Origin of the sequence: Rhodococcus sp. X156, from assembly GCF_004006015.1 — a bacterium.
Classification (GTDB): Bacteria; Actinomycetota; Actinomycetes; order Mycobacteriales; family Mycobacteriaceae; genus X156.
Genome location: NZ_CP034766.1, coordinates 2,863,878 through 2,883,570, shown reverse-complemented (window position 1 = coordinate 2,883,570; position 19,693 = coordinate 2,863,878). Strand labels below are relative to the sequence as shown.

The window sequence follows — 19,693 nt, the reverse complement described above, 5'->3', positions numbered from 1 at the left end:
TAGCGGAGCCGTCGTCTCGCGCGTAACAGGTGTGGGGTGGGCGGGGCTCAGCCCAGCAGGCCCTGCTCGCGGACGGTGTCGCGCTCCTCGGTGAGCTCGGCGACGGAGGCGTCGATCTTGCCGCGGGAGAAGGCGTCGATCTCCAGGCCCTGGACGATCTCGTAGCGCCCGCCCGAGCAGGTCACCGGGAAGGACGAGATGAGCCCCTCCGGGACGCCGTAGGAGCCGTCGGAGGGCACCGCCATGGACACCCAGTCGCCGACCTGGGTGCCGTGCACCCAGTCGTGCACGTGGTCGATGCCGGCCGAGGCGGCCGAGGCGGCCGAGGACGACCCGCGGGCCTCGATGATGGCCGCGCCGCGCTTCTGCACGGTGGGCAGGAAGTCGCTCTCCAGCCACTGCTGGTCGTTGACCACCTCGGCGGCGATCTTGCCGTCGACCTCGGCGTGGAACAGGTCGGGGTACTGGGTGGCGGAGTGGTTGCCCCAGATGGACATCTTGGCGATGTCCAGCACCGGGACGCCGGTCTTCTTGGCCAGCTGGGCGATGGCCCGGTTGTGGTCCAGCCGGGTCATCGCGGTGAACCGCTCGTCCGGCACGTCCGGGGCGTTGCTCATCGCGATGAGGGCGTTGGTGTTGGCGGGGTTGCCGATCACCAGCACCCGCAGGTCGTCGGCGGCGTTGTCGTTGAGCGCGCGGCCCTGCTTGGTGAAGATGGCGCCGTTGGCGGAGAGCAGGTCGCCGCGCTCCATGCCCTTGGTGCGCGGGCGCGAGCCCACCAGCATGGCCACGTTGACCCCGGCGAAGGACTCGTTGGCGTCGTCGGAGATGTCCACGCCGCGCAGCAGCGGGAAGGCGCAGTCCTCCAGCTCCATGGCCACGCCCTCGGCGGCGCCCACGGCGTCGGGGATCTCCAGCAGGCGCAGTGCCACAGGGGTGTCCGGGCCGAGCATGGCCCCGCTGGCGATGCGGAAGAGCAGCTGGTAGCCGATCTGGCCGGCGGCACCGGTGACGGCCACCTTCACGGGGGTGTTGCTCACGACTGGCTCCTCACGAGTTCAGCGCCGAGGGCGAGGAACGCTCTGGCACACCGATGGCGGGCAGGGCTCGACGCTAGCAACTGCGGAGGACCAACGGTGATCGTGACCACCAGGGTCGCGCTGCCTGAGCAGGGCCGGCGCAGTAGCGTGCCTGCTGAGGCTCACGGACCGTGTCAGCCCCCGTACCAGTACGCTCGTCTTGCTTGGGTCACGTCAATCGCACAGGTGCGTGAGGCCCGGCGAGGAGCGAGAGGAGAGACCCACCGCATGAGCAAGATCAAGGTTCAGGGCACCGTCGTCGAGCTCGACGGCGACGAGATGACCCGCATCATCTGGCAGTTCATCAAGGACAAGCTGATCCACCCGTACCTGGACATCGACCTGGAGTACTACGACCTGGGCATCGAGCACCGGGACGCCACGGACGACCAGGTGACCGTGGACGCGGCCAACGCCATCAAGAAGCACGGCGTCGGCGTCAAGTGCGCCACCATCACCCCCGACGAGGCACGGGTGGAGGAGTTCGGCCTGAAGAAGATGTGGGTCTCGCCCAACGGCACCATCCGCAACATCCTCGGCGGCGTGGTCTTCCGTGAGCCGATCATCTGCAGCAACGTGCCGCGCCTGGTCCCGGGCTGGACCAAGCCGATCATCATCGGCCGCCACGCCCACGGCGACCAGTACAAGTCGACCAACTTCAAGGTCCCCGGGCCCGGCACCGTCACCATCACCTACACCCCCTCCGACGGCTCCGAGCCGATCGAGCACGAGGTGGTGCAGATGCCCGAGGACGGCGGCGTCGTCATGGGCATGTACAACTTCACCAAGTCCATCGAGGACTTCGCGCGGGCCTCGCTGTCCTATGGCCTGCAGCGGAACTACCCCGTGTACCTCTCCACCAAGAACACCATCCTCAAGGCCTACGACGGTGCGTTCAAGGACATCTTCCAGCGCATCTACGAGGACGAGTTCAAGGCTGACTTCGACAAGGCCGGGCTCACCTACGAGCACCGCCTGATCGACGACATGGTCGCCGCCGCGATGAAGTGGGAGGGCGGCTACGTCTGGGCCTGCAAGAACTACGACGGTGACGTGCAGTCGGACACCGTGGCCCAGGGCTTCGGCTCGCTCGGCCTGATGACCTCGGTGCTGATGACCCCGGACGGCAAGACCGTCGAGGCGGAGGCCGCGCACGGCACCGTCACCCGGCACTACCGCCAGCACCAGGCCGGCAAGGAGACCTCGACCAACCCGATCGCGTCGATCTTCGCCTGGACCGGTGGCCTCAAGCACCGCGGCAAGCTGGACAACACCCCCGAGGTCACCCAGTTCGCCGAGACCCTCGAGCGCGTCTGCGTCGAGACCGTCGAGAGCGGCAAGATGACCAAGGACCTGGCGCTGCTCATCTCCAAGGACGCGCCGTACCTGTCCACCGAGAAGTTCCTCGCCGCGCTGGACGAGAACCTCAGCGCCGCGATGCAGAAGTAGCCTCCGGCTACCTGCGCGGCTGACACGACCGCGGCCCGGTCCCGCCTCTGGCGTGGCCGGGCCGCGGTCGTGTCACCATGGCCTCCCGCACCACTTCTCCTCGCACCAGGCACTGTCCCACCCACAGAGAGGCGCCCACGATGGGTCTGACTCCGGACGAGGTTCGCGACGTCACCTTCGACCGCGCCCCGTGGGGCCAGCGGGGCTACCACGAGCATGAGGTGGACGCCTTCCTCGACCACGTCTACGAGCAGCTGCTCCAGCTGCGGGCCCAGCACCGGCTGGAGCTGTCCCGCCTGGTGCAGGAGAACGACGAGCTGCGCGACCGAGTGGCCGAGCTGACCGGCGAGCCGCTGCCCCGGCGCCGCCAGCCCAGCGTCGAGCCGGCCACCCGCCAGCACTACGCTGCCTCCAGTGAGCGCCCCACCCCCGCCAAGCATCGATAGCCCCCACCTGAGCGTCTCCAGCGTCAACGTCAACGGCGTCCGCGCCGCTGCCGGCAAGGGCCTGCTGGCCTGGCTCGCCGAGACCACGGTGGACGCGGTCTGCCTGCAGGAGACCCGCGCCGACGACACCCAGCTGCGCAAGGCCCTCGCCCCGGCGCTGGACGCCGGTTGGCACCTGGAGTCGGCCGAGCCGGCGCTCAAGGGCCGCAACGGAGTCGCGGTGCTCACCCGCAGCCAGCCCAAGGCGGTGCGGGTGGGCTTCGGTGCCCCGGAGTTCGAGGACTGCGGCCGCTACCTGGAGGTGGACCTGGCCACCGCGGACGGGGTCGTCACCGTGGCCAGCCTCTACCTGCCCTCCGGCGAGGTCGGCACCCCGCGGCAGGAGGAGAAGGAGCGGTTCATGGCCGACTTCGAGCCCTACCTGGCGAGCCTGGCCGACGGCGCTGCGGTGGTGTGTGGCGACTGGAACATCGCGCACACCGAGAGCGACCTGAAGAACTGGAAGGGCAACCGCAAGTCCTCCGGCTTCCTGCCGCACGAGCGGGAGTGGATGGACCGGGTGCTGTCCCCGGCGGGGGGCTGGGTGGACGTGGTGCGCGCGCAGCACCCCGGGGTGCCCGGCCCCTACACGTGGTGGTCCTACCGCGGCCGTGCCTTCGACAACGACGCCGGCTGGCGCATCGACTACCAGCTGGCCACCCGTGCGCTGGCCGACACCGTGGCCTGGGCCCGCGTGGAGCGCGCCGCCGAGCACGCGCTGCGCTGGTCCGACCACGCCCCCGTCACCGTCGGCTACCGCTGGGCCTCCTAGCGGGCCGACCGAAAGCTCCTGGCCGCTCCACCTGCGTGAGAGGATCACCACCCATGTCCACCCCTGCACCCACCAGCGGAGTCCCGCGCGTGCTGTCCGGCATCCAGCCGACGGCTGACTCCTTCCACCTGGGCAACTACCTGGGTGCGCTGCGGCAGTGGGCCCCGCTGCAGGACGACCACGACGCGTTCTACTGCGTGGTGGACCTGCACGCCATCACCGTCGAGCAGGACCCGCAGGTGCTGCGCCAGCGCACCCGGGTGGCCGCCGCGCAGATCCTGGCGCTGGGCATCGACCCGTCGCGGGCGTCGCTGTTCGTGCAGAGCCACGTGCCCGAGCACACCGAGCTGACCTGGGTGCTCAGCTGCCTCACCGGCTTCGGCGAGGCCAGCCGGATGACGCAGTTCAAGGACAAGTCGCAGCGCTTCGGTCACGACCGCTCCTCGGTGGGCCTGTTCACCTACCCCATCCTGATGGCCGCCGACATCCTGCTGTACCAGGCCGACCGGGTGCCGGTGGGCGAGGACCAGCGCCAGCACCTGGAGCTCACCCGTGACCTGGCGGCCCGGTTCAACACCCGCTACGGCACCACCTTCGTGGTGCCGGAGCCGCACATCATCAAGGACGTCGCCAAGATCTACGACCTGCAGAACCCCACGGCGAAGATGAGCAAGTCGGCCTCCAGCCCGGCCGGCATCGTGGACCTGCTCGACCCGGTGAAGAAGTCGGCCAAGAAGGTGCGCTCGGCGGTCACCGACGACGAGCGCGAGATCCGCTACGACCTGGCGAACAAGCCTGGCGTCAGCAACCTGCTGACCATCCACTCCGCGCTGTCCGGGCAGTCGATCGCCGACCTGGAGACGAGCTACGCGGACAAGGGCTACGGCGACCTCAAGGTGGACGTGGCCACCGTGCTCACCGAGTTCGTGGAGCCCTTCCAGGCCGCGGTGCAGGGCTACCTGGACGATCCGGCCGAGCTGGACCGCATCCTCGCTGCGGGTGCGCGCCGGGCCCGCGAGGTCGCCTCGGCCACCGTCCGTGACGTCTACGACCGCGTCGGCTTCCTGCCCCCGGCCCGCTAGGCAGTGGCCACCGAGGGGGGAGCGGGGCGGCAGGGCGCGCTGGTGGCCCGGCTGCAGCGCGAGCGGCAGGACCGGCCCTGGCTGGACCACGCGGTGCGCACGGGGCTGCGGTACAAGGCGCAGAAGGGTGACTTCTACGCCGCGGCCATCACCTACTTCAGCGTGCTGGCCCTGTTCCCGCTGGCCATGGTCGGCTTCGCGGTGGCTGCCTTCGTCCTGGCCGACCGCCCCGACCTGCTGGTGGAGCTGCAGGAGTCGATCACCCGCAGCGTGCCCGGCTCGCTGGGCGCCACCATCAACGAGCTGATCACCAAGTCACTGGCCTCCCGCGGCGCCGTGGGGGTGATCGGCCTGCTCGGTGCGCTGTACGCGGGGCTGGGCTGGATGGCCAACCTGCGCGAGGCGCTCACCGAGCAGTGGGACACCCAGCACGACCGGCAGTCGTTCGCGCGCACCAAGGTCGGTGACCTGGGCGCGCTGGTGGGCCTGGGTCTGGCGCTGGTGGTGTCGCTGAGCCTGTCGGCGCTGGGCGGTGGCGGCTACGCCGTGGTGCTGCGCCTGCTCGGGGTGGAGGACGCGCCGGGGATCTTCCTGCTCACCGCGCTGCTGGCCATCGTGCTGTCCGTGGCTGCGACGTGGGGGGTGTTCGTCTGGGTGATCGCCCGGCTGCCGCGCGAGCCGGTCACCTGGCGCAGCGCGATCCGGGCGGCCCTGCTGGCGGCGGTGGCGTTCGAGGTGTTCAAGCAGGTGGGGGTGTTCTACCTGCAGCAGGTCACGGGAGGGCCGGCCGGTGTCACCTTCGGCCCGATCATCGGCATCCTGGTCTTCTTCTACGTCACCTCGCGGCTGGTGCTCTTCGCCACCGCCTGGGCGGCCACCGCCCGGGAGAACCAGGTGCTGCTGGCCACCACGCCGGTGCCCGGACCCGCCGTGATCGCCCCCCAGGTGCAGGTGCGCCGGGGCCCCGGGGTGGGCCTGGGCGTGCTGCTGGTGGGCGTGGGTGCGGCGCTGGCCACCCTGCTGGGCCGCCGCCGCTGAGCCGAGCTCGCGCTGGGACAATGGGCCCATGAGGCTCACTCGTGGATGGTCGTTGTTCCTGCTCGCGTTCGGCGTCTGGAGCTGGTTCATCTGGCCCAGCTTCCTGCGCAACATCTGGGCCGACGAGCGCTCCTTCACCGCCGCCGAGCTGGGCGGCGGCGCCACCCCGTTCTTCGTCGTGCACGCGCTGCTGGTGGCGACGTCGCTGGTGCTGGGGACCGCCATCGGGGTGCTCGGCATCCGGGGCCTGCTCGCCGCCCGGCGCACCGCCGCCTCGGTCGAGGCCCCGCAGGTCCCTGCCGGGCGCTGAGGAGCCCGCACACGAGACAGGACCGCCCTGCTCCCCGGGCGGGGGAGCAGGGCGGTCCTGGGTGGCGCTGAGGGGTGTCAGCGGGCGAAGAGCAGGGCCCGCTTGACCTCCTGGATGGCCTTGGTGACCTGGATGCCACGGGGGCAGGCGTCGGTGCAGTTGAAGGTGGTGCGGCAGCGCCACACCCCGTCGACGTCGTTGAGGATCTCCAGGCGCTCGGAGGAGCCCTCGTCGCGGCTGTCGAAGATGAACCGGTGCGCGTTGACGATGGCGGCAGGGCCGAAGTAGCTGCCGTCGGACCAGTACACCGGGCACGACGTGGTGCACGCCGCGCACAGGATGCACTTGGTGGTGTCGTCGAAGCGGGCCCGGTCAGCCGCCGACTGGTAGCGCTCGCGGGTGGGCTCGTTCCCGGTGGTGATGAGGAACGGCTTGACCGCGCGGTAGGCCGCGAAGAACGGCTCCATGTCCACCACGAGGTCCTTCTCCACGGGCAGGCCGCGGATGGGCTCGATGGTGATGGTGGTGTCCTTGCCGTCCTTCTCCAGCATGTCCCGCAGCAGGACCTTGCAGGCGAGGCGGTTGACGCCGTTGATGCGCACCGCGTCGGAGCCGCAGACACCGTGGGCACAGGAACGCCGGAAGGTGAGCGTCCCGTCCAGGTACCACTTGATGTAGTGCAGCAGGTTGAGCACCCGGTCGGTGCGCTGCGCAGGGACCTGGAAGCTGTCCCAGCGGGCGTCGTCGGGAGCGTCGGCGTCGAAGCGACGGATCTTCACCGTCACCATCGTCGAGCCCTCGGAGACGGGCGGCGGCTTGGGGCCGGAGCTCTGCTGCGTGTGAGTCTTCTCTGCAGTGGCAGCCATCAGTACTTACGCTCCATCGGCTCGTAGCGGGTCTGCACGACCGGCTTGTAGTCCAGGCGAATGTCGGAGATGAGGTCGTCGCCCAGCTTGTACGCCATGGTGTGACGCATGAAGTTCACGTCGTCGCGCTCCTGGTAGTCCTCGCGAGCGTGGCCGCCGCGGGTCTCCTTGCGGGCGAGCGCGCCCACCACGGTGATCTCGGCGAGCTCCAGCAGGAAGCCGAGCTCGACCGCCTCGAGCAGGTCGGTGTTGTACCGCTTGCCCTTGTCCTGCACCGTGATCCGCGAGTAGCGCTCCTTGAGCCTGCGGATGTCGGCCAGCGCCTCCTTCAGCGACTCCTCGGTGCGGTACACCGAGGCGTTGCTGTCCATCGAGGCCTGCAGCTCGATGCGGATGTCGGCCACCCGCTCGTCACCGTGCTCGGAGAGGATGAGGGCCATCCAGTCCTCGACCATCTTCGACGGCGCCTCGGGCAGCTCGGTGTGCACCGTGCCGTTGGCGTACTCCGCGGCGGCGATGCCGGCGCGGCGACCGAAGACGTTGATGTCCAGCAGCGAGTTGGTGCCCAGGCGGTTGGAGCCGTGCACCGACACGCACGCGCACTCACCAGCGGCGTAGAGGCCCTTGACCACCGTGGTGTTGTCCGCGAGGACCTCACCGCGAACGTTGGTGGGGATGCCGCCCATGACGTAGTGGCAGGTGGGGAACACCGGCACCGGCTCGACGACGGGGTCGACGCCGAGGTAGGTGCGGGAGAACTCGGTGATGTCGGGCAGCTTGGCCTCGAGGACGTCGGCACCGAGGTGGGTGACGTCCAGGACCACGTAGTCCTTGTCCGGTCCGCAGCCCCGGCCCTCGCGGACCTCCAGGACGATGGAGCGGGCCACGATGTCGCGGGGCGCCAGGTCCTTGATGGTGGGGGCGTAGCGCTCCATGAAGCGCTCACCGTCGGCGTTGCGCAGGATGCCGCCCTCACCACGCACGGCCTCGGAGATGAGGATGCCGAGGCCGGCCAGGCCGGTCGGGTGGAACTGGAAGAACTCCATGTCCTCCAGCGGCAGGCCCTTGCGGAAGACGATGCCCAGGCCGTCACCGGTGAGGGTGTGGGCGTTGGAGCTGGTCTTGTAGATCTTGCCCGCGCCGCCGGTGGCGAAGATGACCGACTTGGCGGAGAAGATGTGCAGCTCGCCGGTGGCCAGCTCGTAGGCGATGACGCCGGTGCAGACCTTGCCCTCGGGGGTGTCGGTGAGACACATGTCGAGGACGTAGAACTCGTTGTAGAACTCCACCTCGTGCTTGACGCACTGCTGGTAGAGGGTCTGCAGGATCATGTGACCGGTGCGGTCGGCGGCGTAGCAGGCCCGGCGGACCGCGGACTTGCCGTGGTCGCGGGTGTGCCCACCGAAGCGGCGCTGGTCGATCTTGCCCTCGGGGGTGCGGTTGAACGGCAGCCCCATCTTCTCCAGGTCGAGCACCGCGTCGATGGCCTCCTTGGCCATGATCTCCGCGGCGTCCTGGTCCACCAGGTAGTCGCCACCCTTGACGGTGTCAAAGGTGTGCCACTCCCAGTTGTCCTCCTCGACGTTGGCCAGGGCGGCACACATGCCGCCCTGGGCCGCGCCGGTGTGGGACCGGGTGGGGTAGAGCTTGGTGAGGACCGCGGTGCGTGCCCGCTGGCCCGACTCGATGGCCGCGCGCATACCGGCACCGCCGGCGCCCACGATGACCACGTCGTAAGTGTGTTCCTGCATCAGCAGCTCAGCTCCTGGCTGTAGATCGGGCCGGCGCGACGTGTCCCGGCGGCGTGAAGCAACACACGCCTCAGGCGATGTTGGGGTCGAAGGTGAAGATGACGTACGTACCGAGCACCACGACGAGCACCACGGACACTGCGAGCAGCGTCTGCAGCCAGAACCGCGTGGAGTCCTTGCGGGCGTAGTCGTTGATGACGATGCGCAGGCCGTTGGCGCCGTGCAGCTCGGCCAGCCAGAGCATCAGCAGGTCCCAGGTCTGCCAGAAGGGGCTGGACCAGCGGCCGGCGACGAAGGCGAAGTTGATGCGGTGCACGCCGCCGTCGAGAACGTTCATGATCAGCAGGTGGCCCAGGACCAGCACCAGCAGGGCCAGGCCGGACACGCGCTGGAAGATCCAGCCGTACATCTCGAAGTTGGTCTTCGCCGGCCGGTGCTGCTTGTAGCCGGGGTGCGGGGCACGCGGGGCGGCAACGCTCGTGCTGTGGTCAGTAGCGGCCATGGTTAGGCACCCCCGAACAGGTCACGCACGGTGCGCTCCATCATGAAGTAGGTGCCGGGGATCATCACGACGATCCAGACGGCGAGGATGATCCAGAGCATCAGGCGCTGGAACTTCGGGCCCTTCTCCCAGAAGTCCACCAGGACGATGCGCACGCCGTTGAGCGCGTGGTACAGCACCGCGCCGACGAGCCCGACCTCCATGAGGTTGACCACGGGGTTCTTGTACGTCTCGATGATGACGTCGTAGTCGTGCGGGGAGACCCGGACGAGCGCGGTGTCGAGAACGTGGACGAAGAGGAAGAAAAAGGTCGCCACACCCGTGATGCGGTGTGCGACCCAGGACCACATTCCTGGGTCGCCCTTGTACAGCGACCGAGTGCGCGGGGCACTCTGTGCTGCCATTGTGCTTACCATCGCGTGCAACGCCTCCAACTTGGCCAGGTACTGCTCGGGACGGCCACCTGCCGTCCTCCTCCGTCGAGCTACCCAGGCACTCAGGCTTGAGCACGTCGAGCAGAGCAGTGCGTTTCTGAATCGTAAACCGGACGTGAACTTGCGCGACACTGGCCTGGGCCGGTGTGAGAAACCAGACAGATCAGCCGTCGGTTCTGGCCGAATCCGTTGGGGAGGACCGCCTGGACGACCTGGACCTATCCGACCAGCACAGCGTAGCCGGGCTTGATCACCTCATCGATGAGGGCCAGCCGTTGGTCGAACGGCAGGAACGAGGACTTCATCGCGTTGATGGTGAACCGCTGCAGATCGGTCCAGCCGTAGCCGAAGGTCTCCATCAGCTTGGCCATCTCCGAGCTCATGGTGCAGTCGCTCATCAGCCGGTTGTCGGTGTTCACGGTCACGCGGAAGCGCAGGTCGGCCAGCAGCCGGAACGGGTGCTCGGCCAGCGAGGCCACCGCCCCGGTCTGCACGTTCGACGACGGGCACAGCTCCAGCGGGATCCGCTTGTCGCGGACGAAGGACGCCAGCCGCCCCAGCTGCGCGGTGCCGTCCTCGGCGAAGGTGATGTCGTCGGTGATCCGCACCCCGTGGCCGAGCCGCTCGGCGCCGCACCACTGGATGGCCTGGTGGATCGACGGCAGCCCGAAGGCCTCGCCGGCGTGGATGGTGAAGTGCGCGTTGGCCTGGCGCAGGTACTCGAAGGCGTCCAGGTGACGGGTGGGTGGGTAGCCCGCCTCGGCGCCGGCGATGTCGAAGCCGACCACGCCGTCGTCGCGGAAGCGCACGGCCAGCTCGGCGATCTCCCGCGACCGAGCCGCGTGGCGCATCGCGGTGACCAGCACCCCGATGCGGATGGGGTGACCCAGCTCGGCCGCCTCGGCCATGCCCGCCCGGAAGCCGTCGAGCACCGCCTGGACCACCTCGTCCAGGCTCAGGCCGTCCTCCATGTGCTGCTCGGGGGCGAAGCGGGACTCGGCGTAGACCACCCCGTCGGCGGCCAGGTCGAGGGCACACTCCCGGGCCACGCGGACCAGGGCGGACCGGCTCTGCATCACCCCGACGGTGTGGGTGAACGTCTCCAGGTACCGCTCCAGCGACCCGGAGTCCGCCGACTCCCGGAACCAGCGCGACAGGCTCGCCGGGTCGTCGGCGGGCAGGTCGCGGTAGCCGCCCTCGCGAGCGAGGTCGAGCACGGTGGCCGGGCGCAGGCCACCGTCGAGGTGATCGTGCAGCAGCACCTTCGGCGCGAGCCGCAGCGCCTCCCCGGCCGGCGTGGTCATCGCCGTCGCAGCCGGTCGTCGAAGCCGGCCTCCAGCTCGCGCCAGGCCGCCGCCTCGCCGTCGAAGGGCGGGCTGGGGGCCAGCCGGGTCGGGTTGGGCCGGAGCACGAAGTCCACGAACCAGCCCAGCGGGGAGGAGCTCACCAGCGCGACGTCCACCGAGTCGTCCCCGGCGGCGTCCGCGGCGTCGGTGAACAGCTCCACCGCCAGCTCCAGCTGCGCCGGGTCGACCGCGCTCGGGCCGTCGGCGATGTCGTCGGCGATGCCGGGCAGCACGTAGGTGTTGTCGTCGGAGACGGTGATCTCCAGCTCGCCGGCCACGGCGGCCTGCTGCACCTCCTCGAAGGTGCTCAGCGCGGCCATGTCGTGGTCGGTGTCCTCGGCGAGGAACCGAGCCAGCGCCCGCGGGGAGGTGAAGACGTCGATCTTGCCGCCGCTGCCGAGGAAGAGAGGCTTGTCGTCGAGGTAGCAGCGCAGCGAGTGCAGCTCCTCGCCGCTGGTGATGATGGTGATCGGGTCGATGCCGACGTTCTCCCAGAAGCCGTCCTCGTGCGCCGCGTCGGCGTCGGGCTCCTCGTCCTCGTCCACCACGTCGAGGTCGTCGGTCTCCTCGGGGTCGTCGTCGGGCTGGGCGGCGAGGAGCTCGTCCCGCGCGGTCTCCAGCGCCTCCTCGTCCACCTCAGGCACGAACACCAGCCCGTCCAGGGCGTCGAGCACGTCGTCCCAGCGCTCGGCCAGCACGGTGCCGAGGTCGTCCCAGAGCTTGCGGCCGTCCTTGCCCAGGAACGCCGTCGGCCCGGCCGGCAGCGCGGCGAAGCCGTCGGTGGAGTCCAGCACCTCGGTGACCTTGTCCAGCTCGCAGACCTCGGCGAGCGCACCGACCATCTGCAGCACGTCGTCGAGCTGGTTCACCGTCCAGGCGTCGGGCTCGCCGGCGGCCAGCTCGGGCACTCCCACGATGTCGTAGCGGTGGTCCTCGTCCGGCTCCAGCTCGGCCACGGCCAGGCTGGTCACCGCCGGCCACGCCGGGTGCTCCACCAGGTCGTGCTCGTCCACCGTCCGGATGAAGGCAGCCAGCTCGGCGACCTCGTCGAAGCAGTAGAGGTGCTCGCCGTGCCCGAGGAAGGCTTCCCACTCCTCGCCGTCTTCCCGCCAGCGCGGCGCCCAGAGGGTGAGCACGTCACCCTCGGTGAGTCCGAGCTCGACCGGAACGATGTCCTGTGCCATGGGGGCGAGCCTAGTGGCGACCGGGTGTGCCGGTTGCAGAGGCAGGCCGGCACCGGCGGCAGCGAGCCCGGCAGGCGCCCCGCATATCCTGCCCGCATGCACGTGCATCTGCTCGACCACCCGCTGGCCGCCGCTCGACTCACCACGATGCGCGACGCGCGCACCGACAACGCGGGCTTCCGAGCAGCGCTGGGGGAGCTGACCAAGATGCTGGTCTACGAGGCCACCAGCACCGCCCCGGTCCGCGAGTTCGACGTCCTGACCCCGCTCACCACCACCACCGGGTACGCCCTGGCCAAGCCGCCGCTGCTGGTCCCCGTGCTGCGCGCCGGGCTGGGCATGGTGGAGCAGGCGCACGCGCTGATCCCGGAGGCGCAGATGGGCTTCGTCGGCATGGCCCGGGACGAGGAGACCCACCAGCCGGTCACCTACCTGCAGTCCCTGCCGGACGACCTCTCCAGCACCCCGGTGTTCGTGCTCGACCCGATGCTGGCCACCGGCGGGTCGATGGTGGGCACCGTGGAGCTGCTCACCGGCCGCGGCGCCACCGACATCACCGTGCTGTGCGCGCTGGTCGCCCCCCAGGGAGTGCAGCGGCTGGAGGACAGCGGGCTGCCGATCCGGCTGATCACCGCCAGCATCGACGAGGACCTGGACGAGAACGCCTACATCGTGCCGGGCCTGGGCGACGCCGGTGACCGCCAGTTCGGTCCCCGCTAGTCCACGGCTGGGCCCCGCCCGGTCAGCCCAGGCCGGACACCCGCAGGGTGATGTTCAGCCGGCCCCGCGGCAGGCCGATGGGCAGCTCGCAGCTGCCGGGCAGGGTGCGCACCACGCCGTGAAAGGCGAAGCGGGACGGTCCGCCGAAGACGAACAGATCACCCGAGCGCAGCTCCACGTCGGTCCACGGCCGGTTGCGGTTCTCGGTGTTGCCGAACCGGAAGACGGCGCTGTCGCCCAGGCTGAGGCTGACCACCGGGTCGTCGGCGCGCTCGTCCTTGTCCTGGTGCAGACCCATCTTGGCGGTGTCGTCGTAGTAGTTCACCAGCGCCACGTCTGGCCGGTAGTCCGGGGCCGGCCGCCCGTGCGCGGCGGCCACCGCCTCCCGGCCCAGCTCGCCCAGCCAGTCCGGGAACGGGGTCACCGGGGCGTCGTCGACGTCCACCGCAGTGCGGGTGTAGCGGTAGGGCGACCAGTGCCAGCCCAGGCACACCGTCTGCACGCTCATCTGGCCACCGCCGGGTGTGCGGGCGGCGCGCATCGGCGCCGGGGCGGCCGACCACTCCCGGCAGGCGCGCACCAGGCGGCGCTGCGCGGCGAGGTCCAACCAGTCGGGCACGTGCACCGCACCGGGGGCCACCTCGGTGCGCACGCGGGGGAACAGCTCGCTCACGCGGCGGTTCCCGCGCTCTCCAGCTCCAGCAGCACGGTCTTGGCGGCCAGCCCACCGAGGTAGCCGCCCAGGGTGCCGTCCGACCGGAGCACCCGGTGGCAGGGGATCACCACCGGCAGGGGGTTGGTGGCGCAGGCGCTGCCCACCGCGCGCACCGCGCGGGGGCTGCCGGCCGCGACGGCGAGACCGCGGTAGCTGGCGGTGCGTCCATAGGCGATCTCCCGCATCCGGTCGAGCACCTGGCGCCGGAAGCCGGAGCTGAGCCGCAGGTCCACCGGCACCGTGAAGGTCTGCCGCTGCCCGGCGAAGTACTCGGCGAGCTCGCGGGCGGGCTGGTCCAGCCGGGCAGGTGCGTGCAGCACCCGAGGGCTGATGCGGGTGGCGAGTGCGGCGAGCACCGCGTCGTGGTCCTCACCGGCGAAGGCCACCCGCACCAGGCCCCGCTCGGTGGCCACCAGCAGCAGCGACCCGACGGGGCTGTCCACCGTGCGGTAGGCGAGGTCGAGCAGCCCGGCGGCGTCGGCGTCGGCGGCCAGCCGGGTGCGGAGGCGGTGCAGGGCGGGTGCCTCGTCGGCGGCTGGGAAGAGCTCCGCAGCGGGCTCTGGGCTGGTCATGGGCGGGCTCCTCGTGGGTAGCGGGCGCGCAGCGTCTTCATGCCGTCGGCCGCGGCGCGGCGGGCAGCGCTCTCGGTGTTCTCCAGCAGCACGGCCACCTCGGCGAACGGCAGGCCACCGACGTGGTGGTACGCGATGGCCTCGCGCTGCTTGCGGGGCAGCGCCGCCAGCGCCGACCACAGCGCGTCGTCCCGGTGCGCGGGGTGCGGGGCCGGGTCGGCCGCCTCCGGCACCTCGGCCACCGGCAGCGGGGTGCGGGCGCGCGTGCGGTGCACGTCGATGGCCTTGCGCTTGGCGATGGTCACCAGCCAGGCCTGGACGTTGGCGTCCTCGGGCAGCTGCGGGTAGGCGCGCAGCGCGGCCAGGAAGGTCTCCGACCAGGCGTCCTCGGCCTCGTCGGGGCCGAGGACGGCGCGACACACCCGCAGCACGGTGGCGCCGTGCTCGCGGACGACGTGCTCGAAAGGTCTCATGGCCACGTCCAGTAGACGCCGCGGGAGCGGCAGACGTGAGATCGCCCCCCGTGCTCGTCGCGCGTGGCCGCACCGCCTGTGGTCGACTCGTCGGGCACTGACCAGCAGAAATGATCGACAGACGACCCAGGGGGACACGATGTCTGAGCGCAACACGGTGATCAGGGCGATGCACGACCTGGGGGGTGCGGCCTGGTTCGGTGGGTCGCTGATGGGCGCGGTCGGACTCAACGGTGCCGCCTCGGACGTGGCCGACCCGGCAGAGCGGTCCCGCGTGGCCGCGGCGGGCTGGGCCCGGTGGGCGCCGGTCAACGCGGTGGCCATCGGGGCGCACCTCGTCGGGGGGCTCGGCCTCGTCCTGGTCAACCGCGGCCGGCTGGCCGGGCAGAAGGGGGCCACCGCCAACACGGTGGTCAAGGCGGCGCTCACCGCGGCGGCCGTGGGGGCCACCGCCTACAGCGGGACGCTGGGCGCCAAGGTCGCCCAGGCCGGCCAGACGCCGGCCGCCGGCGCGACCACCCCGGCGGGCAGCACCCCGGAGGCGGTCGCCCAGGCGCAGAAGCAGCTCGCCGTGACGCAGTGGGCCATCCCGGTGCTCACCGGCGCGATCATGGTGCTCGGTTCTCAGCAGGGGGAGCAGCAGCGCCCCGCCGACCTGCTCCGCGGCCTCGCCGACCGACTGGTCTGAGGGCCCACCACCCCGGACGTCGGTCGGGCCACGTCGCGGACGTGGCCCGGCTGGTGCTCGGCGGCAGCTCAGCTCAGCGTGCGCGGCCCTCGGCCAGGGCGCACAGCCGCCGCAGGCTCTCCGTGTTGCGCGGCCAGATGCTGGCCCAGCGCAGCGGGTAGGGGACGAGGCGGCCGGGACCCCGGATCGCGTCCTCGGCCATGGTGACCAGCGTGCCGCCGTCGCGGGGCTCGGTGGTCACCACCACCCGGGCCTCACCGCCGGGGTTTCCGCGGGCCTGCAGCTCCAGGCAGCGGCCCGGGTCGACGCTGACCACCGAGGTGGAGTCGTTCAGGGTGAGCGGCCAGACGCCCACGGAGTGGTACAGCTTCGACTCCGGCTGCGGCCAGCTCTTGTCCACCTCACGAATGGTGGAGGTGCCTACCACCCAGCCGACGTAGAGCCAGCCGTCGTTGAGCACGTCCCACACCTGCTCCGGGGTTGCCGTCGTCGTGCGGGTCACGGTGATCACGGACGTGCTCCTCTGCTGGGGCCGGTTGCCGCGCTCGACCCAGGACTGGGTGGCGTCGGCGCCCTTGCAGGATAGGGGCGCCCCCACCGTCCTGCGCGGTGACGACGCTCCAGTTGACGCGCTGGCGCGCAGCGAGAAGCGTGCGTGAGCACCCGATCGTGACGTGTTCTGCCCAGCCTGAGGAGCGCCCGTGACACCTGGCGACCAGACCTTGCCCACCCGCTGGCTCGGCGACCTGGAGGTGAGCGCGCAGGGCCTCGGCTGCATGGGCATGAGCGCCTTCTACGGCCCGCGCGACGACGCCGAGTCCACCGCCACCATCCACGAGGCGCTGGACCTCGGCGTGACGCTGCTGGACACCAGCGACATGTACGGCCCGCACACCAACGAGCGGCTGGTGGGCGCGGCCATCGCCGGCCGGCGCGAGCAGGTGGTGCTGGCCACGAAGTTCGGCATCACCGTGGACGCCGACGGCAACCGCGGGGTCAACGGCACCCCGGCGTACGTGCGCTCGTCCTGCGACGGCTCGCTGCAGCGGCTGGGGGTGGACCACATCGACCTGTACTACCTGCACCGGGTGGACCCGGACACGCCGATCGAGGAGACGGTGGGGGCCATGGCCGAGCTGGTGACGGCCGGCAAGGTGCGCCACCTGGGGCTGTCGGAGGCTGGTGCTGTGACGCTGCGGCGCGCGCACGCCGAGCACCCGATCGCTGCGCTGCAGAGCGAGTGGTCGCTGTGGAGCCGCGACATCGAGCCGGAGATCGTGCCCACCGCCCGCGAGCTGGGCATCGGGATCGTGGCGTACTCCCCGCTGGGCCGCGGCTTCCTCACCGGTGCCATCACCTCCCCGGAGGACCTGGCCGACGACGACTTCCGCCGGGCCAACCCGCGCTTCGCGGAGGAGGCCTTCGAGGCCAACATGGCGGTGGTGCACGGGCTGGAGGAGCTCGCCCGGGAGCGCGGCGTCACCGCGGGTCAGCTGGCCCTGGCCTGGGTGCAGGCCCGCGGCGAGGACGTGGTGCCGATCCCGGGCACCAAGCGCCGCACCTACCTGGAGCAGAACGTGGCGGCGGCGACGCTGGCGCTGACCGACGACGACCTGGTGCGCATCGACGCACTGGCCCCGGCGGAGGCCTTCACCGGCAGCCGCTACCCCGCCGCCGCCATGCGCGGGCTGGGCATCTAGGCAGCGTCCGGCTGCCCGGGGACTGGCGGCTCGGGGGCACCGAGCAGCGCCAGCACCTCGGTGCGGAGGCGCTCCAGCCGGGCCGCTGCCTGGGCCCGCGCCGCGGGCAGGCTCGCCCGGTCGGCGACCGGCGCCACCACCTCCAGGTAGCACTTGAGCTTGGGCTCGGTGCCGGACGGGCGCACCACCACGCGGACGTCGGCGCCGCGGAGCACCACCGCGTCGGTGCGCGGACGCAGGTCCTCGGCGGCCACCGTGCTGCCGTCCAGGGCTGTGGGCAGCGCCGCCCGCAGCCGCTGCATCATCGCCGAGCTCTGCTCCACGTGCTGCACCCGCACCGACACCTGGTCGCCGGCGTGCAGGCCGTGGCGCAGGGCGAGCTCGTCCAGCACGTCCGGCAGCCCGCGGCCCTGCGCCCGCAGCGTCGCCGCCAGGTCGCAGGCCAGCACGGCCGCGGAGATGCCGTCCTTGTCGCGCACCGCGTCCGGGTCCACGCAGTAGCCGATGGCCTCCTCGTAGGCGTAGACCAGCCCCTCGCCGGCGCGCACCAGCCACTTGAACCCGGTGAGCGTCTCCGCGTGCCGGGCTCCGTGCTCGGCGGCCACCGCGGCCAGCAGCCGTGAGCTGACCACCGTGCTGGCCACCAGCGGGTCGGCGGCGTCCGCGGTATCTGGGGCGCCGGGGGCGGCGCCCAGGGTGGCGAGCACGTGCTGGCCCAGCAGCACCCCCAGCTCGTCGCCGCGCAGCATCCGCCAGCCGTCGGGCGTGGGCACCCCCACCGCACAGCGGTCGGCGTCGGGGTCCAGGGCGACGGCCAGGTCGGCGTCCACCTCCGCGGCCAGCGCCAGCAGCAGGTCGCAGGCGCCGGGCTCCTCGGGGTTGGGGAAGGCCACGGTGGGGAAGTCCGGGTCGGGCTCGGCCTGCGCGGCCACCACGTGCACGTCGGTGAAGCCGGCCCGCCGCAGCGCCTCGACGCCCGCTTGCCCGCCCACCCCGTGCAGCGGGGTGAGCGCCACCCGCAGCCGGCGCTCACGCCCGCGGGGCAGGGCGGCCACCCGGTCCAGGTAGGCCTGCAGCAGCGCCTCCGCCGGCCCCGCGTCCGGCTGCGGGTCGGGCTGGCGGGGCACCTGGTTGGCCGGGCCGACCGCGGCGGTCGCGGTCTCGATCTCGGCGTCGGTGGGTGGCACCAGCTGGGCCCCGCCGGCCAGGTAGAGCTTGTAGCCGTTGTCGGCGGCGGGGTTGTGCGAGGCGGTCACCTGCACCCCGGCCACCGCGCCCCAGTCGCGCACCGCGAAGGCCAGCACCGGCGTGGGCAGCGGCCGGGGCAGCTGGCGCACCGCGAAGCCGGCGGCGCGCAGCACCTGGGCTGTGGCCTCGGCGAACGCCGCGGAGCCGTGCCGGGCGTCGCGGCCCACCACCACCACGCCGCCGCCGTGGCCGTGCTCGCCCAGCCAGCGGGCCAGCCCGGCGGTGGTGCGCACCACCACGGCCACGTTCATCCCGTTCGGGCCAGCGCGGACCGGCCCGCGCAGCCCCGCGGTGCCGAAGCGCAGCGGCCCGGCGAAGCGCTGGGCCAGCTCCGGGGCGTCCGCGGCAGCCAGTGCGGCCAGCTCGACGCGGGTGGACTCGTCCGGGTCGCCGTCCAGCCAGTCCTGCACCTGCTGCGGGGTGGGGTTCACAGGCGGCTCAGCAGGCCGTGCAGCAGCGCGCCCATGTCCTCGGTGGCCGCAGCGCCCGCGGCGAGAACCTCCGCGTGGTCCAGCGGCTGGCCGGTGATGCCGGCGGCCAGGTTGGTCACCAGCGAGATGCCCAGCACGTCAGCGCCGTCGGCCCGGGCGGCGATGGTCTCGTGCACGGTGGACATGCCCACCAGGTCGGCGCCCAGGGTGCGCAGCATCCGGATCTCCGCCGGCGTCTCGTAGTGCGGGCCGGGCAGCCCGGCGTAGACGCCCTCGGTGAGCGTGGGGTCGAGCTCGCGGGCCGCCGCCCGCAGCGCGGGGGAGTAGGCGTCGGTCAGGTCCACGAAGCGCGGGCCCACCAGCGGGGAGCGGGCGGTGAGGTTGAGGTGGTCGGCGATGAGCACCGGCTGGCCCACCGTCATCCCCTGGTGCAGCCCGCCCGCGGCGTTGGTGAGCACCACCGTGCGCACGCCCGCCGCGCACGCCGCCCGCACCGGGTGCACCACGTCGGCCAGGTCGTAGCCCTCGTAGGCGTGGATGCGCCCCAGCAGCACCAGCACCCGCACGCTGCCTACCTGCACCGACCGCACCGCGTTCGCCTGCCCCGCCACGCTGGGGGCGGTGAAGCCGGGCAGCTCGCTCATGGCGATCTCGGCGTCGGCGGTGCCCAGCCGGTCGGCGGCGGGGCGCCAGCCCGAGCCCAGCACCACGGCCACGTCGTGGTGGCTGTGGCCGGTGCGCTCGGCGATGGCCGCAGCGGCGGCCCGGGCCGCGCCGGCGGGGTCGGTGGAGACGTCGGACGGTGGGGTGCTCGCACGGGGAGAGGTCACGCTCGCAGACCCTAGGAC

Annotated in this window: 22 protein-coding genes; 9 read left to right on the top strand and 13 right to left on the bottom strand. The window is 71.7% G+C overall.

Annotated features, from left to right (window positions below; all coding sequences use genetic code 11):
• Nucleotides 1-47: 47 nt before the first annotated feature.
• Complete coding sequence (locus ELX43_RS13670) at nt 48-1,040, bottom strand: malate dehydrogenase (protein ID WP_127783901.1); 993 nt, start codon at nt 1,038-1,040, stop codon at nt 48-50.
• Between the two features lie 267 nt (nt 1,041-1,307).
• On the opposite strand from ELX43_RS13670, the gene ELX43_RS13665 reads away from it, so the two are divergent.
• The 6 genes from ELX43_RS13665 (at nt 1,308) to ELX43_RS13640 (ending at nt 6,215) form a co-directional block, all read left to right on the top strand.
• The gene (locus ELX43_RS13665; RefSeq protein WP_127783900.1) at nt 1,308-2,528 is read left to right on the top strand and encodes an NADP-dependent isocitrate dehydrogenase; all 1,221 of its coding nucleotides are present in this window, start codon (nt 1,308-1,310) and stop codon (nt 2,526-2,528) included.
• Between the two features lie 140 nt (nt 2,529-2,668).
• Complete coding sequence (locus ELX43_RS13660; RefSeq protein ID WP_127783899.1) at nt 2,669-2,974, top strand: DivIVA domain-containing protein; 306 nt, start codon at nt 2,669-2,671, stop codon at nt 2,972-2,974.
• Nucleotides 2,943-3,785, top strand: coding sequence for an exodeoxyribonuclease III (locus tag ELX43_RS13655; RefSeq protein ID WP_241248958.1), 843 nt, complete (start codon nt 2,943-2,945; stop codon nt 3,783-3,785). Before ELX43_RS13660 ends, ELX43_RS13655 begins: the two co-directional genes overlap by 32 nt.
• 53 nt (nt 3,786-3,838) lie before the next feature.
• Nucleotides 3,839-4,867 carry a tryptophan--tRNA ligase gene (trpS, locus tag ELX43_RS13650; protein ID WP_127783898.1) on the top strand — a complete coding sequence of 343 codons (1,029 nt, stop codon included), beginning with the start codon at nt 3,839-3,841 and terminating at the stop codon, nt 4,865-4,867.
• 3 nt (nt 4,868-4,870) lie between these two features.
• The gene (gene yhjD / locus ELX43_RS13645; RefSeq protein ID WP_241248957.1) at nt 4,871-5,905 is read left to right on the top strand and encodes an inner membrane protein YhjD; all 1,035 of its coding nucleotides are present in this window, start codon (nt 4,871-4,873) and stop codon (nt 5,903-5,905) included.
• Between the two features lie 28 nt (nt 5,906-5,933).
• Nucleotides 5,934-6,215 carry a hypothetical protein gene (locus ELX43_RS13640; protein ID WP_127783897.1) on the top strand — a complete coding sequence of 94 codons (282 nt, stop codon included), beginning with the start codon at nt 5,934-5,936 and terminating at the stop codon, nt 6,213-6,215.
• A 77-nt stretch (nt 6,216-6,292) separates the two neighbouring features.
• Here the strand turns inward: ELX43_RS13640 and ELX43_RS13635 are convergent, their stop codons facing one another.
• From ELX43_RS13635 to ELX43_RS13610, 6 genes are all read right to left on the bottom strand, one after another.
• On the bottom strand, nt 6,293-7,081 hold the full coding sequence (locus tag ELX43_RS13635; RefSeq protein WP_127783896.1) for a succinate dehydrogenase iron-sulfur subunit: 789 nt from the start codon (nt 7,079-7,081) through the stop codon (nt 6,293-6,295).
• Nucleotides 7,081-8,832, bottom strand: a complete 1,752-nt coding sequence (gene sdhA / locus ELX43_RS13630; protein ID WP_127783895.1) for a succinate dehydrogenase flavoprotein subunit — start codon at nt 8,830-8,832, stop codon at nt 7,081-7,083. Before sdhA ends, ELX43_RS13635 begins: the two co-directional genes overlap by 1 nt.
• Before the next feature lie 70 nt (nt 8,833-8,902).
• Complete coding sequence (locus ELX43_RS13625) at nt 8,903-9,334, bottom strand: succinate dehydrogenase hydrophobic membrane anchor subunit (protein ID WP_127783894.1); 432 nt, start codon at nt 9,332-9,334, stop codon at nt 8,903-8,905.
• A 2-nt stretch (nt 9,335-9,336) separates the two neighbouring features.
• Complete coding sequence (gene sdhC / locus ELX43_RS13620; protein WP_127783893.1) at nt 9,337-9,750, bottom strand: succinate dehydrogenase, cytochrome b556 subunit; 414 nt, start codon at nt 9,748-9,750, stop codon at nt 9,337-9,339.
• A 236-nt stretch (nt 9,751-9,986) separates the two neighbouring features.
• Nucleotides 9,987-11,072, bottom strand: coding sequence for an adenosine deaminase (locus ELX43_RS13615; RefSeq protein ID WP_127783892.1), 1,086 nt, complete (start codon nt 11,070-11,072; stop codon nt 9,987-9,989).
• Nucleotides 11,069-12,298, bottom strand: a complete 1,230-nt coding sequence (locus ELX43_RS13610) for a primosomal protein (RefSeq protein ID WP_127783891.1) — start codon at nt 12,296-12,298, stop codon at nt 11,069-11,071. Before ELX43_RS13610 ends, ELX43_RS13615 begins: the two co-directional genes overlap by 4 nt.
• Before the next feature lie 96 nt (nt 12,299-12,394).
• On the opposite strand from ELX43_RS13610, the gene upp reads away from it, so the two are divergent.
• Complete coding sequence (gene upp / locus ELX43_RS13605; protein WP_127783890.1) at nt 12,395-13,018, top strand: uracil phosphoribosyltransferase; 624 nt, start codon at nt 12,395-12,397, stop codon at nt 13,016-13,018.
• Between the two features lie 22 nt (nt 13,019-13,040).
• On the opposite strand, the gene ELX43_RS13600 is transcribed toward upp, so the two are convergent.
• Genes ELX43_RS13600 through ELX43_RS13590 form a run of 3 tightly spaced genes read right to left on the bottom strand, consistent with a single transcriptional unit; the run spans nt 13,041 to nt 14,778 of the window.
• The gene (locus tag ELX43_RS13600; RefSeq protein WP_127783889.1) at nt 13,041-13,691 is read right to left on the bottom strand and encodes an alpha-ketoglutarate-dependent dioxygenase AlkB; all 651 of its coding nucleotides are present in this window, start codon (nt 13,689-13,691) and stop codon (nt 13,041-13,043) included.
• The gene (locus ELX43_RS13595; protein ID WP_127783888.1) at nt 13,688-14,305 is read right to left on the bottom strand and encodes a methylated-DNA--[protein]-cysteine S-methyltransferase; all 618 of its coding nucleotides are present in this window, start codon (nt 14,303-14,305) and stop codon (nt 13,688-13,690) included. The genes ELX43_RS13600 and ELX43_RS13595 overlap by 4 nt, the downstream gene beginning before the upstream one ends.
• The gene (locus tag ELX43_RS13590; protein ID WP_127783887.1) at nt 14,302-14,778 is read right to left on the bottom strand and encodes a sigma-70 family RNA polymerase sigma factor; all 477 of its coding nucleotides are present in this window, start codon (nt 14,776-14,778) and stop codon (nt 14,302-14,304) included. The genes ELX43_RS13595 and ELX43_RS13590 overlap by 4 nt, the downstream gene beginning before the upstream one ends.
• Nucleotides 14,779-14,917: 139 nt before the next feature.
• Between ELX43_RS13590 and ELX43_RS13585 the strand changes: the two genes are divergently transcribed.
• Entirely contained in the window at nt 14,918-15,466 is a 549-nt protein-coding gene (locus ELX43_RS13585) for a hypothetical protein (protein WP_127783886.1), read from the top strand.
• Between the two features lie 73 nt (nt 15,467-15,539).
• On the opposite strand, the gene ELX43_RS18065 is transcribed toward ELX43_RS13585, so the two are convergent.
• Nucleotides 15,540-15,977 carry an SRPBCC family protein gene (locus tag ELX43_RS18065; RefSeq protein WP_241248956.1) on the bottom strand — a complete coding sequence of 146 codons (438 nt, stop codon included), beginning with the start codon at nt 15,975-15,977 and terminating at the stop codon, nt 15,540-15,542.
• 211 nt (nt 15,978-16,188) lie between these two features.
• Here ELX43_RS18065 and ELX43_RS13575 point away from each other — a divergent pair, with 211 nt between their 5' ends.
• A complete protein-coding gene (locus tag ELX43_RS13575) occupies nt 16,189-17,166 on the top strand; it encodes an aldo/keto reductase (RefSeq protein WP_206518266.1) in 978 nt (325 codons plus the stop codon).
• On the opposite strand, the gene ELX43_RS13570 is transcribed toward ELX43_RS13575, so the two are convergent.
• Together ELX43_RS13570 and ELX43_RS13565 are read right to left on the bottom strand one after the other, a co-directional pair.
• Entirely contained in the window at nt 17,163-18,845 is a 1,683-nt protein-coding gene (locus ELX43_RS13570; RefSeq protein ID WP_277601699.1) for a phospho-sugar mutase, read from the bottom strand. The genes ELX43_RS13575 and ELX43_RS13570 overlap by 4 nt on opposite strands.
• The gene (locus tag ELX43_RS13565; RefSeq protein WP_127783885.1) at nt 18,842-19,675 is read right to left on the bottom strand and encodes a purine-nucleoside phosphorylase; all 834 of its coding nucleotides are present in this window, start codon (nt 19,673-19,675) and stop codon (nt 18,842-18,844) included. Before ELX43_RS13565 ends, ELX43_RS13570 begins: the two co-directional genes overlap by 4 nt.
• Nucleotides 19,676-19,693 lie beyond the last annotated feature (18 nt).